Source organism: Pseudomonas sp. F-14 TE3623 (assembly GCF_053629015.1).
In genome coordinates this window covers 4438535-4452952 of sequence record NZ_JBRJHM010000001.1, presented here as the reverse complement: position 1 = coordinate 4452952, position 14418 = coordinate 4438535, and the positions used below count along the sequence as shown (strand labels likewise).

11 protein-coding genes are annotated in these 14418 nt (G+C 60.9%); 5 read left to right on the top strand and 6 right to left on the bottom strand.

All coding sequences use genetic code 11. The annotated features are described in order from the left end of the window. Positions 1–144: 144 nt before the first annotated feature. Complete coding sequence (locus tag AB7M29_RS20570) at positions 145–744, bottom strand: helix-turn-helix domain-containing protein (RefSeq protein WP_123366042.1); 600 nt, start codon at positions 742–744, stop codon at positions 145–147. A gap of 282 nt (positions 745–1026) precedes the next feature. Here AB7M29_RS20570 and glnT point away from each other — a divergent pair, with 282 nt between their 5' ends. The 5 genes from glnT (at position 1027) to AB7M29_RS20545 (ending at position 6932) form a co-directional block, all read left to right on the top strand. Further along, complete coding sequence (gene glnT, locus AB7M29_RS20565) at positions 1027–2361, top strand: type III glutamate--ammonia ligase (RefSeq protein ID WP_454247726.1); 1335 nt, start codon at positions 1027–1029, stop codon at positions 2359–2361. 72 nt (positions 2362–2433) lie between these two features. After that, positions 2434–3339: a class II glutamine amidotransferase gene (locus AB7M29_RS20560; protein WP_454247725.1), complete on the top strand. Its 906-nt coding sequence runs from the start codon at positions 2434–2436 to the stop codon at positions 3337–3339. A gap of 11 nt (positions 3340–3350) precedes the next feature. Continuing rightward, positions 3351–4034: a GltB/FmdC/FwdC-like GXGXG domain-containing protein gene (locus AB7M29_RS20555; RefSeq protein ID WP_454247724.1), complete on the top strand. Its 684-nt coding sequence runs from the start codon at positions 3351–3353 to the stop codon at positions 4032–4034. 15 nt (positions 4035–4049) lie between these two features. Then, on the top strand, positions 4050–5378 hold the full coding sequence (locus AB7M29_RS20550) for an FMN-binding glutamate synthase family protein (protein WP_339491984.1): 1329 nt from the start codon (positions 4050–4052) through the stop codon (positions 5376–5378). A 228-nt stretch (positions 5379–5606) separates the two neighbouring features. Beyond that, complete coding sequence (locus tag AB7M29_RS20545) at positions 5607–6932, top strand: ammonium transporter (RefSeq protein WP_454247723.1); 1326 nt, start codon at positions 5607–5609, stop codon at positions 6930–6932. Positions 6933–6985: 53 nt separating this feature from the next. On the opposite strand, the gene folD is transcribed toward AB7M29_RS20545, so the two are convergent. The 5 genes from folD to purU all read right to left on the bottom strand — a co-directional run bounded on the left by folD (position 6986) and on the right by purU (position 14401). After that, on the bottom strand, positions 6986–7909 hold the full coding sequence (gene folD, locus AB7M29_RS20540; protein WP_454247722.1) for a bifunctional methylenetetrahydrofolate dehydrogenase/methenyltetrahydrofolate cyclohydrolase FolD: 924 nt from the start codon (positions 7907–7909) through the stop codon (positions 6986–6988). 93 nt (positions 7910–8002) lie between these two features. Beyond that, positions 8003–9682 carry an APC family permease gene (locus tag AB7M29_RS20535; RefSeq protein WP_454247721.1) on the bottom strand — a complete coding sequence of 560 codons (1680 nt, stop codon included), beginning with the start codon at positions 9680–9682 and terminating at the stop codon, positions 8003–8005. A 75-nt stretch (positions 9683–9757) separates the two neighbouring features. Further along, complete coding sequence (locus AB7M29_RS20530; protein WP_454247720.1) at positions 9758–12100, bottom strand: DUF1989 domain-containing protein; 2343 nt, start codon at positions 12098–12100, stop codon at positions 9758–9760. A 15-nt stretch (positions 12101–12115) separates the two neighbouring features. Beyond that, complete coding sequence (locus AB7M29_RS20525; protein ID WP_454247719.1) at positions 12116–13483, bottom strand: NAD(P)-binding domain-containing protein; 1368 nt, start codon at positions 13481–13483, stop codon at positions 12116–12118. 51 nt (positions 13484–13534) lie between these two features. Next, positions 13535–14401 (bottom strand): formyltetrahydrofolate deformylase, encoded by an 867-nt coding sequence (gene purU, locus AB7M29_RS20520; RefSeq protein ID WP_454247718.1) that lies wholly within the window; start codon positions 14399–14401, stop codon positions 13535–13537. Between the last annotated feature and the right edge of the window lie 17 nt (positions 14402–14418).

Below are 14418 nucleotides of genomic sequence, written 5' to 3'. Positions count from 1 at the left end.
TAAATTATTCCTGTTTGTGGCTTTATAGGGGAAATGGGTGTGTCACGTCTAGAGCTTTTAAGAAAGTTTTTTAACTGGCAGGAAAATGCTTGAGGCCGACGTGGGTCGGCCTCAAGGCGGGGCAAAGCGGGGGAAGAGGGGGCGTTACTCTTTGTCGCTGCCGTAGTTCATGATCGACAGCAGGCGGATCGGCACTTGCACCAGTTGCTCGGGGCCGTGAGGAATTTCGCCTTCAAACGTCAAGCTGTCGCCAGCCTCCATGCGGTAGAGCTGATTGCCGTGGCGATAGATCAGTTCACCTTCCAGCAGGTGGAGGAATTCGGTGCCGGGGTGGGAGAAGGTCGGAAACTCCTCACTCGCGTCATCCATGCTGACCATGTAGGCCTCGAAGCTCTTCTTTGGCCCACGGGTGTGGTTGAGCAAATGGTACGTATGGCCTTTCTCGGTGCCGCGGCGCACCACTTCCATGCCCTGATCGGCCTTGACCAACAGCGCGCTGCCGTCCTGCTGGTCATATTCGCTGAACAACTTGGACAGTGGCAGACCAAGCACGTCGCACAGACGGCTCAGGGTATCGAGGCTGGTGGACACCTGGGCGTTTTCGATCTTGCTCAACATGCCCTGACTGATATCGGCAATCTTGGCCACGTCAGACAATTTCAGATCCTGAGCCTGGCGCTGGCGCTTGATCTGCAATCCCAGATATTGCTCAAGCTTGAGGCGCGGGGCGGTTTCGGTCGACATAGTCATCAGATCCTGCACACTTTCCGTTCAGTAATATTAGTTTCGCACTGAGAAAGTGCAAATGGCGACGCTTGGCGCCTGCCCTGCGGGCAGTATTCCCACAGGGAAAAGAATATTCCCATATATACAGCACAAAAGCGCCTGTCACGGCGTTTCGACGTTTCACTCGCGAATCTGGCAAGGGCTTTGCATTCCTATTGGGAAAATAACTTTCTTTTTAGGAATAAAAAGACGGTCAAGGCCCATCCAGAATGTTTTGCCTTTCGCGAGGAGTGACGAGCAATGTTGCCAGCAGAAACCCAGCGCATCATCGACAAGCACGGGATCAAGTACGTGCTTGCGCAATTTGTGGATATTCACGGTGCGGCCAAGACCAAGTCGGTGCCGATCTGTGGGCTCAAGACCGTCGCCGAAGAGGGGGCGGGTTTTGCCGGGTTCGCGATCAGTGGCATGGGCATGGAGCCCCACGGTCCGGACTTTATGGCTCGCGGCGACTTGTCCACCCTGACCCCGGTGCCCTGGCAGCCGGGTTACGGGCGGGTGGTGTGCGTCGGCCACGTCGACGGTAAGCCGCATCCGTATGACAGCCGTTATGTGCTGCAGCAACAAGTGCAACGCCTGGAAGAAAAGGGCTGGACCCTCAACACCGGCCTGGAACCCGAGTTCAACCTGATGCGGCGCGACGAGCAGGGCAAGCTGCAATTGGTCGACCCCAGCGACAACCTCGACAAGCCTTGCTACGACTATAAAGGCTTGTCGCGCTCCCGCGTTTTCCTTGAGCGGCTGACCGAAGCCCTGCAGGCCGTGGACTTCGAGGTCTATCAAATTGACCACGAAGACGCCAACGGCCAGTTCGAGATCAACTACACCTACAGCGATGCCATGACCTCGGCGGACCGCTTCACCTTTTTCCGCATGGCCGCCGGCGAAATTGCCAATGACCTGGGCATGATCTGCTCGTTCATGCCCAAGCCCGACCCGAAACGTGCCGGCAACGGTATGCACTTTCACCTGTCGATCAGCAGTGCCGACAACAAGAACCTGTTCCATGACGCCAATGATCCGAGCGGCATGGGCCTGTCGAAAATGGCCTATCACTTCGCCGCGGGCCTGCTTGCCCACGGCCCGGCGCTGTGTGCCTTCGCCGCGCCGACGGTCAACTCCTACAAGCGTCTGGTGGTGGGCAATTCGTTGTCCGGTGCGACCTGGGCGCCAGCCTTTATCGCCTTCGGCGCCAACAACCGTTCGGCCATGGTGAGGGTGCCTTACGGCCGCCTCGAATTCCGTCTGCCAGACGCCGGTTGCAACCCTTATCTGGTCAGCGCCGCGATCATCGCTGCGGGCCTGGACGGCATCGACCGTCAGCTGGAAATCGACCACGTCTGCAATGAAAACCTCTACAGCCTGAGCCTCGAGCAGATCGCCGCGCGCGGCATCAAGACTCTGCCGCAATCGCTCAAGGAAGCCTGCGACGCGCTCGAAGCCGACCCATTGTTCGCCGAGGTGCTTGGCCCGCAGATCGTTGGCGAGTTCATCAAGCTCAAGCGCATGGAGTGGGTGGAATACAGCCGCCACGTCTCCGATTGGGAGATCCAGCGCTACACCGAATTTTTCTGATTTTCCATTTTGACAACCATTCGGGCACCCGGCACGGCGTCGGGCGTTCACTGCCTCCGAAGGAGACTTGATATGTGTGGAATCGTAGGTCTTTACCTGAAAAATCCGCAGCTGGAATCCCAGCTCGGCAAGCTCTTTGAGCCGATGTTGCAGGCCATGACCGATCGTGGCCCGGACAGTGCCGGCTTCGCCATTTATGGCGATGAAGTGGCGGACGGTTGGGTCAAGCTGACCCTGCAGGCGACCACCGAAAGCTTTGACTGGAAAACCCTGATGGGCGAACTGGAAGGGCGCCTCGGCTGTTCTCTGGACTGGTTCCAGAACGCCAGCGCCGCTGTACTCAAGATCCATGCCGAGGAGGCGCCGGTACGTCTGGCCCTCGCCGAACTGGCACCGAGCGTACGCATCATGAGTGCCGGGCAAAGCATCGAAATCCTCAAGGGCATGGGCTTGCCCGAGGAAATTTCCCAACGCTTTGGCCTGGCCGGCATGAAGGGTAGCCACATCATTGGCCACACCCGCATGGCCACCGAAAGCGCGGTGACCATGGAAGGCAGCCACCCGTTTTCCACCGGCGCCGACCTGTGCCTGGTGCATAACGGCTCGCTTTCCAACCACTTCCGCCTGCGTCAGGAACTCAAGCGTGAAGGCATCCACTTCGAAACCGACAACGACACCGAAGTGGCCGCCGGCTACCTGACCTGGCGCCTGCAGCAAGGCGACTCACTGAAGGAAGCGCTGGATCACTCGCTGGAGGATCTCGACGGTTTCTTCACCTTCGCCATCGGCACCCGCAACGGCTTTGCGGTGATCCGCGACCCGATTGCCTGCAAGCCGGCGATTCTTGCCGAGACCGACGACTACGTTGCCATGGCCTCCGAGTATCAGGCCCTGTCGAGCCTGCCGGGAATCGAAAACGCCAGAGTCTGGGAGCCGGCACCGGCGACGATGTACATCTGGGAACGCGAGTCAGCTTAAGGAGCGCACACATGAAAACCATCGATCTTTCCATTGCCACCGTGCGTGACCTCAATCAGGCGCTGCACGATCAGGTTAATAACGTTACCGATCACGAATGGGTGGTGACTCACTCCGATGGCAAGCACAACCTCGCGGTCGGGGTGAATGAAGCCGTGTCCATCGATATCCAGGGTCACGCCGGTTACTACTGCGCGGGGATGAATCAAAAGGCCTCGATCACCGTGCACGGCAACGTCGGTGTTGGTTGTGCCGAGAACATGATGTCCGGCTACGTCCGGGTCAAAGGCAGCGCCTCGCAGGCGGCCGGAGCTACGGCACATGGCGGCTTGCTGGTGATTGAAGGCGATGCCGGAGCCCGTTGCGGGATTTCCATGAAAGGTATCGACATCGTGGTCGGCGGCAGCATCGGCCACATGAGCTGTTTCATGGGGCAGGCCGGTCGCCTGGTGGTCTGCGGTGATGCCGGCGATGCGCTGGGCGATTCGTTGTACGAGACCCACATCTACGTCAAAGGCACCGTCGAGTCCCTGGGCTCGGACTGCATCGAGAAAGAGATGCGTGCCGAGCACCTGGAGGAGCTGCAAGAGCTGCTCAAGCGTGCCGGTTTCGAGCACAAGGCGGCTGACTTCAAGCGCTACGGTTCGGCCCGTCAGTTGTACAACTTCAAAGTCGATAACGCGTCCGCGTACTGATCCAGGAGCCATAACATGAGTGAGAAAACCCCTCCAGTGCTGCGTGAGTCAGCCACCTTCGACCGCCTGACCATCCAGGAAATCCAGCGTGCCGCGGAAACCGGCATCTACGATATTCGCGGCGGTGGCACCAAGCGCAAACTGCCGCATTTTGATGACTTGCTGCTGCTCGGCGCCAGCGTTTCGCGCTACCCGCTGGAAGGCTATCGGGAGAAGTGCGGTACCGATGTAATCCTCGGCAACCGCTTCGCCAAGAAGCCGATTCACCTGAAGATTCCGGTGACCATCGCCGGCATGAGCTTCGGTGCTTTGTCGGCCAATGCCAAGGAAGCCCTGGGCCGTGGCGCGACCATCGCCGGCACCAGCACCACCACCGGTGACGGCGGCATGACCCCGGAAGAACGCGGCCAGTCGCAGCATTTGGTGTATCAGTATTTGCCGTCCCGCTATGGCATGAACCCGGACGATCTGCGCAAGGCCGACGCCATTGAAATCGTCCTGGGGCAGGGCGCCAAACCCGGTGGCGGCGGTATGTTGCTGGGGATGAAAGTCACCGAGCGCGTGGCCGGCATGCGCACCTTGCCGATCGGTGTCGACCAGCGCAGCGCCTGCCGTCACCCGGACTGGACTGGCCCGGATGACCTGGCGATCAAGATTGCCGAGCTGCGGGAAATCACCGATTGGGAAAAACCGATCTACGTGAAGATCGGCGCCAGCCGGCCTTACTACGACGTCAAGTTGGCGGTAAAAGCCGGGGCTGACGTGATTGTGCTCGACGGCATGCAAGGCGGCACCGCAGCGACTCAGGAAGTGTTCATCGAACACGTCGGGATCCCGATTTTGTCGGCCATTCCGCAAGCGGTACAAGCTTTGCAGGAGATGGGCATGCATCGCAAGGTTCAGCTGATTGTTTCTGGAGGGATTCGCAACGGTGCCGACGTCGCCAAGGCGATGGCGCTGGGTGCGGATGCGGTGGCCATCGGGACGGCTGCGCTGATTGCCTTGGGCGATAACCATCCACGCCTGGACGAGGAACTGAAGAAAATCGGCTCGGCCGCCGGTTTCTACGATGACTGGCAGAACGGCCGCGACCCGGCCGGGATCACCACGCAGGACCCGGAGCTGTCCAAGCGCCTGGACCCGGTGGAAGGTGGTCGGCGTCTGGCCAACTACTTGCGCGTGTTGGTGCTGGAAGCCCAGACCATGGCCCGGGCTTGCGGCAAGTCGCACCTGCACAACCTCGATCCCGAGGATCTGGTGGCGCTGACCGTGGAGTCGGCTGCCATGGCGCGGGTGCCGCTGGCGGGAACCAACTGGATTCCGGGTTCCGGTACCGGTTACTGACAAAAACCTGTGGCGAGCGAGCTTGCTCGCGCTGGGCTGCAAAGCGGCCCCAAGAATCTTTGCGAGTGCTACGCACTCGAGCGCGAGCAAGCTCGCTGCCACAGTTATAAGCGGGTCTGAAAGACCGCGGCATGTTCATTCAACGACCAAGAGGTCTCTCAAGAGGCCCGTGCACACTCACTTTGCTCGCTGCCAGACACTTTCCATTCTTTTGCAGGAGCTTTGAAAATGGTCAATCGTCTTCTCGGCAAATCCCTTCTTTTCTTATTGGCGGCCGTCGCGCTCGCGCCGCTCGCCCAGGCGGCCGATGCACCCACCTTGAACACCGGCAGCACCGCCTGGATGGTGACCGCAGCGGTGCTGGTGCTGTTCATGTGTCTGCCGGGCCTCGCTTTGTTCTACGGAGGTCTGGTACGGGCGAAAAACATGCTCTCGCTGTTCACCCAGTGCTTCGGCATCGCCGGCCTGGTCGGCGTGCTGTGGGTGATCTATGGCTACAGCATGGTGGTCGACAGCACCGGCATGGTCGAGGGGCAGGTGACGTTTAACAGTTTCGTCGGTGGTTTGAGCCGGGCCTTTCTGGCCGGTATGACCCCGGAGAGCCTGGTCGGTGACATTCCGGAAGGCGTGTTTGTGACCTTCCAGATGACCTTCGCGATCATTACCCCGGCGCTGATTGCCGGCGCATTCGCCGAGCGCATGAAGTTCTCGGCGGCGCTGTGGTTCATGGCGCTGTGGTTTACCCTGGTTTATGCGCCTGTCGCCCATATGGTCTGGGGTGGTTCGGGCGCATTGATGCATAACTGGGGTGTCCTCGATTTTGCCGGCGGCACTGCGGTGCATATCAATGCTGGCGTTGCCGCGTTGGCCGCATGCCTGATACTTGGCAAGCGCAAGGGTTACCAGAATACGCCAATGCCCGCCCACAACTTGAGCCTGACCATGGCCGGCGCGGCCATGCTCTGGGTCGGCTGGTTCGGCTTCAACATCGGTTCCGGCGGCGGCCTCAATGGCACTTCCGGTATTGTCATGCTCAACACCCAACTGGGCGCTTGCGCCGGGATTCTCGGCTGGATGTTCACCGAGTGGTTCAAGGTCGGCAAGCCGAGTGCTTTGGGCCTGGCCAGCGGTGCTTTGGCCGGTTTGGTCGGCATTACTCCGGCGTGTGCGTATGTGGGCGTCGGCGGCGCGTTGGCCATCGGTCTGCTGTGCGGGGTGTTCTGCTACTTGAGCGTCACTGTGCTGAAACGCCGCTTCGGTTATGACGACAGCCTCGACGTGTTTGGCTTGCACGGCATCGGCGGAATGATTGGCGCGGTGTTGACTGGCGTTTTCTGTGTTCCGTCCCTGGGCGGACTGGTGGAAGGCGTGACCATGGGCGCTCAGGTTGTGGCGCAGATCAAGGGCGTGTTGCTGACGACGGTGTACTGCTTCGTCATCAGCTGGATCATTCTCAAGGTGATCAACGCGGTGATCGGCTTGCGTGCCGACGAGTCGGTGGAGGAGATGGGACTGGATCTGGCTGAGCACAATGAGAGTGCCTACAACCACTGATCTTTAATGTTGACTGACACGGCCCACCTTCGCGTGGGCCGTTTTCGTGGTGTTCAGGTAAACGCGGCATCACTGATCGCCTGTCGCTCCCGCGCCTCAACGGCACGCTGCAATTGACTGGCGATCAGGGTGTTCTTCAGCAGATACGCAATGGTCATCGGCCCCACGCCTCCGGGTACCGGCGTGATCGCGCTGGCAACCGTGCGCGCACTGGCGTAATCGACATCACCGACCAGACGATTTCCCGACTTGTCGGAAATGCGATTGATGCCGACATCGATCACCACTACTCCGGGTTTGAGCCAGCTGGCATCGATCATCTCAGGACGACCCACCGCCGCGACCACAATGTCCGCCAACCTGCACAACGCCGGTGCATCGACGCTGCGCGAGTGCACCACACTGACCGAACAATTGGCCTGCAACAACAGGGTCGCCATGGGTTTGCCGACAATGTTCGAACGACCAATGACCACCGCGTGCAAGCCGCTCAAGTCACCGCAGGTTTCTTGCAGCAGACGCATGCAGCCGCTGGGTGTGCAGGGTGTCAGGACTTCGATGCCTTGCACCAGGCCGCCGACGTTTTCCCGATGAAAACCGTCCACGTCCTTGATCGGGTCGATGGCGTGAATTACCGATGCCTCGTCGATATGGCCCGGCAAGGGCAACTGCACCAGAATGCCGTTCACCGTGGCATCGGCATTCAGTTGGGCAATCAGTTCCAGTACTTGCGCCTGGCTGGCGTCGTCCGGCAGACGGTATTCAAGGGAGCGAATCCCGACTTCCTTGGCGCGCAGCAATTTGTTGCGCACATAGACCTCGCTGGCCGGGTCTTCGCCGACGAGCAGCACGGCCAGGGCGGGGTAAATCTGCTGTCCGGCCAGGACCAGAACCTCTTCTCGCACTTCGTCGAGAACCTGGGCAGAGATGGCTTTGCCGTCGATAACGCGGGCAAGAGCAGGGGTGGTGCTGATCAAAAGAGTCACCGTCGTCTTGATTGATAGGGGGACGTGATCATCGAGGCGTCGTTGCGCCCCGATGATCCATCAGAGACCTGCAGGCAAGGGCGCTCAGGCTACCAGTTGATGGCAACCGTACACCACCAGCACACCCGCGATCAGCGTGGCATAAGGCAACCAGCCGGCGCGTTTTTGACCGGCATCGGCCTGAATGTGCAGGTCGCTGAGCATCGTGTCGGGAAAGCGCCCTTTGTCTTGCACGTAGTGGCGGTAGCAGAACACCGGAAGAATCAACAGCGCTAGCAACAGGCCGGTCACCAGGGTACCGGTGCCCCAGATATCGGCGCCCAGCCCCATGCACGCCAGGTTGACGAAGCTCAGTACGCCACCCGCGGCCAATAGCACGGTCGGGGCCTTGTACGGACGTATCCAGTCGGGACGGTCCAGGCGATGGATCCAGCCGGCATTGAGGTTGAGGAAGTTGAAGATGATGTAGCTGACGTTGGACGCGGCCAGCACGAACACATAATCGGACATCAGCAACAGCAGCAGGTTGAACGACAAGTCGGTCCACATCGCTGCGGTAGGCGCGCCGTGTTCGTTGGTGCGCCCCAGGTATTTCGGCAACCAGCCATCCACCGACGCCTGATACAGGGTTCGCGAAGAGCCGGACATCGAGGTCATGATTGCCAGCAGCGTGGCCAGGACCAACATGATCAGCACGATGTTGGCCACCAGCTTGCCGCCGCCGATGCTGTCCGCCATGACTTGGCCGACGCCCATGCCGCTGTAGATCGCGGGTGACAACAGACCGTTGTAGACCGCCGGTGTGACCACCGCGCCGCTGGCATCGAGCACCGCCGGTGTCACCAGTTGGCCGAGTCCGAGGCTGCCCTGAAACGCCAGGGGCACCAGGGTGAACACCAGAATGCACAGCAGGCCGGCGTAAAAAATGGCCTTGAACGTGTCACGCTTGGGGTCCTTGAATTCCCGGGTGTAGCACACCGCGGTTTCGAAACCGTAAGTGGACCATGCGGCCATGAACAGGCCGCCAGCCATCAATGACCACCCGGAAATATCCCAAGGCCCGTCGATCACTTGCCCGGCCGCGTCATGGGCCAGCGGGTACAACGGCAGGAAGTTGGCCTGGGCCGCGTCCCCGGTGAACAACGGCACCACGCCCACCAGCAACAAAGGAATCAGCGAGGTCACGCCAAGCACCAGGGTCAGGCGTGCCGAGCGCAAGATGCCGCCATGCTGCACGGCGAACACCGTCAGTAAAATCAGCAGGCCGATGGCGAACGTCGCGTTGATCCGTAGCGACAGGCCGCTTTTGACCCAGCCCAGGTCAAGCAGGGTCAGTTGCCAGGTATTGATCAACGCATCAGCGGGGAACAATGCGGTGAGGATGTAACCGGCTGCCAGCCCCGAGCCAATGGACAAAACCGGGGACCAGGCCAGCCAGTTGCACCACACCGAGACCGGTGCGATCAGCTTGCTGTAGCGCACCCAGGCGACTGCACCGTAGACCGACGCGCCACCGGATTTGTGTGGGAACAACCCGGCGATTTCGGCATAGGTGAAGGCCTGGATGAAGCCGAACAGGATCGACACAATCCAGACGATCCAGGCCGGTTTGCCTACCGTGGCGGCAATCGCGCCGATAGAGAACAGGACCAGGGCGGGCACGCCACTGGCGACCCAGAAAGCCCCGCGCCAATCGATCTTGCGGTGCAGGCTGCCCACTGAGCTGGCGGCCTGCGGTACGGCCTCGAACGTAGTCGCTTCCATCTTCGTATTCCCATGTCTGAGTAGAGTGGTAGTGGGGCAGTCAAAGTCGGGTGGCGCTTAAGTTCATGTGATCGATCAACTGCGTACCCGGCTCTTGTCGGGGTCGTAGAAAATCGCTGCGGTGACCGTGGCGCTGATGCGCTTCTGCAGGCCATCGACTTTGCCGATCTCCAACGCTGTGCCGACGTCGGCGCAGGCCACGTCGACCCGGCACAGCGCGATATTGCTGGCCAGCAGCGGCGAGCGGCAGGCACTGGTGATGACCCCGACCTGAGCCCGGCCGCGGTACACCGGGTCGCCGTGGTGGGCGCCTTCGTTGCCGCTCAGTTGCAAGCCCACCAGTTTGTGAGCGGGATGGGCGCTGCGCCGCAACAGGGCGTCGCGGCCTATGAAGTCATCGGTTTTGCTTTTCAGCGGTACGCAAAAGCCGATACCGGCCTCGAACGGATCGGTCTGGTCGCTGAACTCGTAGCCGGCAAAAATCAGTCCGGCTTCGATGCGCAGCATGTCCAGTGCTTCCAGGCCCAGCGGCACCAGGCCAAAAGGTTGGCCCAGTTGCCAGATCCGGTCCCAGATCCGCTCGGCATCCTCGGGCTGGCACCAGACTTCGTAGCCCAATTCGCCGGTGTAACCGGTGCGCGAGATCATCAGCGGGCAGCCGTCGTAACCGTCTAGGCGTCCCACCAGAAAACGGAACCAGCCAAGGGTTTCCAGACTCGGCTGGTTAGGCGCGGTCCAGACCATTTGCTTGAGTAAATCGCGGCTCATCGGGCCTTGCACCGCCAGGTTGTGAATCTGCTCGCTGGCGGACTTGATCCAGACCTTCATCCCGAGCTTTTGCGCCTGTTCGCGCAGCCAGACCCCGGCGTAATCCTCGCCGCAGATCCAGCGGAAGTTGTCCGGGCCCAGGCGCAGCAGGGTGCCGTCGTCGAGCATGCCGCCGTGCTCGTGACACATCGCCGAATACACCACTTGACCCACCGCCAGGCGCCGCACGTCGCGGGTCAGGCAGTACTGCAACAAGGCTTCCGCGTCGGGGCCGATGATTTCGAATTTGCGCAGGGCGGTCAGGTCCATCACCGCTACCCGCTCGCGGCAACCGAGGTATTCCTCGATCGCGCCATAGCCGTCATAGCGCAGCGGCAGCCACCAGTTGCGGTAGTCGACGAAGCTGCCGGTCAAGGCGCTGGTGCGTGAGTGGAACGCGGACTCACGGGTAAGAATCGGGTCGGCATCGGCCGTGGTTCGAGTGCTCATGGCGATGGAAAAATGCTCCTTTTCGCTGTAGATGCGGACATGGATATCGGTCGGGTTCCAGCCATTGGCTGGGTCGATGTCATCCGGGCACGAGGTACTGCCGCACAGCAGGTCGGTCATGGCCCGCAGCAGCACGTAGTCGCCGGGGCGCGACCAGGGTTCATCCAGGGTCATCTGCTGGTGCGCGTCGATTCCGGTATTGAAAAAGAAATTGATCGCCGGCCAGCCATTGCGGGCCTTGACCCCATGGGATGCGAGCACTCGGCTGAGGTTGTCGCTGCAGTTGTCGTGCCCGAAGTAGCCATGGCTCTCGTAGTAGCGCGCGGCGCAGGCCAGGGCGAAGGAGTCGTGGCGGCCGACGGTGTCACGCACCACCTCCAGCATCGGCTGCATCTGCCGGTCGAAAAACTTTGAGAACAGTCCCGGTGCCGGATAGGCGCTGCCGTTGAGGGTGCGGGTCACGGTCTGGTCCAGGTCCAGTTCCAGGCCGCGATCCAGTGCCCGTCGATCCAGAGCGACGAAGTCCGAGCACTGGCGACCGGCGACATCCAGCACTTGCACATACTGACCTTTGCCGACGGTGTAGCTGTGGGCGGTGCCGGCGCTGAGGGTGAACTCGTCCAGCAGCTCACCCAGCGGCTCGGGCAAGTGTGGCAGCAGCAGGGGTGAGGGATTGGCCCGTGTCACCAGCAGTCGCAGCTCGCTGGGCCGATACTGGCGGTCGACGGCCGTTGGCCCGGCGGGTGCCGCGACGATCACTAGCAGCTCATCGTTGGCGACGAAGCGGCGGCTGAAGTCGGCAGGGCTTTCCTCGTCCCAGAGTGACGCGGCGCTGGGCAGGTGATGTGGATCAATCGCACGTCGGCTCAGCGCCTGGCCAATGCGACGCGATTGCAAGGTCGGTTCGGCGAGCCGTGCGCCGATGAATCCGCAGGCCGTCGAACCGCTCAGCGTCCAGGCTGCCAGGGCGCTGCGACCCAGCGTATCGATGGCCAGCAATTCGCAGGGTTGCCGGCCTTCGAGGTCGATCACTTGCAAGCTGTCGCCGGGCTGCAACGCGACAAGGGTCAGGCCGCCAGCGGTCACCCGATAGCGCTCCAGGGCCGGGGCCCGGGCAAAGAGTCCGGGCTCCCGCGGGCGGGAAACACGAGGTGCATTCATGGTGGGGCTCCCGGGTCAACCGATCGACTTGACGGACATCGGCGGTTCACCGAGGTACGCCGCCATGGAATCGTCCAGGGCATGCAGCCAAGGCGTGTGGTGGGGTGGCGACTGGGTGCCGGTCATCAGCGATCGGTAGGATTTGTCGCGGTAACCCATGATGTTGTGGGCCTTGTCGTGCTTCCAGTGCAGGAAGGTGTCGTTGACCCCGGCGATATCGAAGTTCGGGTAATCGGTGGCGTCCACCAGTTGCTGGATATAGGCGCCCTGGTATTCGAACATCTGCTGGTTGGTTTCAAGCTGCTGTTCGCGGGCATGCCACTCCTGGATATCGGCGGCCCTTTGTGTCTGCTCGGGTAAAGCGATGCGTTGCAGGATCACGTCGCGGGCGTACCAGGACTGGGCGTCGAACATGTTGAACGAGTACCACTGGTCCTGCATGCCGAGGTAGATCAGTTGCGGGTTGGGCTGCCAGAAAATGCCCTTGTACAGGTTCATCGGCCACAGTCGGTTATCGGTCTTGAGGCACAGCTCGTCCGGCAGGAAGGGGAAGTGATGTTTGTAGCCGGTGCAGAGGATCACCGCGTCGATGTGCTTGTGGGTGCCGTCGATAAAGTACGCGCGGTTTTTTTCCAGGCGTTGCAACAGCGGCTTTTCTTCCCAATTGGCGGGCCAGTCATAGCCCATGGGTGCGGTGCGGTAGCAGCTGGTGATGCTGCGGGCGCCGTATTTGTAGCACTGGGAACCGATGTCTTCGGCGGAATAGCTACTGCCGACAATCAGCAGATCCTTGCCCTTGAACTCCAGCGCCTCGCGGAAATCATGGGCGTGCAGGATACGCCCGCCGAACTGCTCGAACCCGGGGAAGTGCGGCATCTTCGGCGTCGAAAAATGCCCGCAGGCGTTGATCACATAGTCGAACTCTTCCGAGGTCCGGGTATCGCTGCCATGGTCGTGTGCGACCACCGTGAAGCGGCGAGTCTCTTCGCTAAAGGTGACTTGGCGCACCACATTGTTGAAACGGATGTAGTCGCGAACCCCGGCTTTTTCCACGCGACCCTTGATGTAGTCCCACAGCACTTCCCGTGGCGGATACGAGCCGATAGGGCGTCCAAAATGTTCCTCGAAACTGTAGTCGGCGAACTCCAGGCACTCTTTCGGTCCGTTGGACCACAAATAGCGGTACATGCTGCCGTGTACCGGTTCGCCGTTCTCGTCCAGACCGGTGCGCCATGTGTAATTCCACATGCCGCCCCAGTCTTGCTGTTTTTCGTAGCAGACCAGTTCCGGGATGGGCGTTCCCTGGTCCCTGGCCGATTGAAATGCCCGCAGTTGAGCCATGCCGCAAGGGCCGGCGCCGATGATTGCTACGCGTGTGGTCATGGTCGTCTCTCGTGGCTGTGTCTCGTGGCTATGGATCGGAAAAGGGCTCGCTCAGCGAAAAATCACCGTCTTGTCCTGGTTGATGAACACCCGGTGTTCCAGGTGGTATTTCAGGGCTTTGGAAAGCGCTACGGTTTCGGTGTCGCGGCCGATGGCGACCAGCGCATCGGGGAGGTAGGTGTGATCGACTCGCTGGATTTCCTGCTCGATGATCGGGCCTTCGTCGAGGTCGCTGGTGACGTAGTGGGCGGTGGCGCCGATCAGCTTCACGCCACGGTCGTAGGCCTGGTGATAGGGTTTGGCACCCTTGAAGCCGGGTAGGAACGAGTGATGGATATTGATGGCTCGACCGGACAGCTGCTGGCACAGACCGTCAGACAGAATTTGCATGTAGCGGGCGAGTACCACCAGGTCGGTCTGGGTGTCCTCGACGATGCGCATCAACTCGGCTTCCTGGCTGGCCTTGCTGTCCTTGGTGACCGGCAGGTAGATGAAGCGAATGCCTTCGCGTTCAGCCATGGCCCGCAGCTCCAGGTGGTTGGAGACTACTGCGGTGATGTGCATGTCCATCTCGCCCTTGCGGTGGCGGTAAAGCAGGTCGGTCAGGCAGTGGTCGAACTTGCTGACCATCAACAGCACGCGGGTCGGCTGACTGCTGCAGAACAGCTGCCACTGCATGTCGAAGCCGCCGGCCAAGTCGCCCAGACCTTCGCGCAGAGCACCGACATCGCCGGTCACGCCGGTGTTGAAGCGGAACACCGCGCGCATGAAAAACTGCCCGGTGAACTCGTCGTCGAATTGCGCCAGCTCGCTGATGTAGCACTGCTGTCCGGCAAGACAGGTGGTGATCGCGGCAACGATGCCGGACGCTGCCGGGCTATTGATCTTGAGAATGTAATGTTCGTTGGAAGTGTCCATCGAAGGTCCCTTGGATA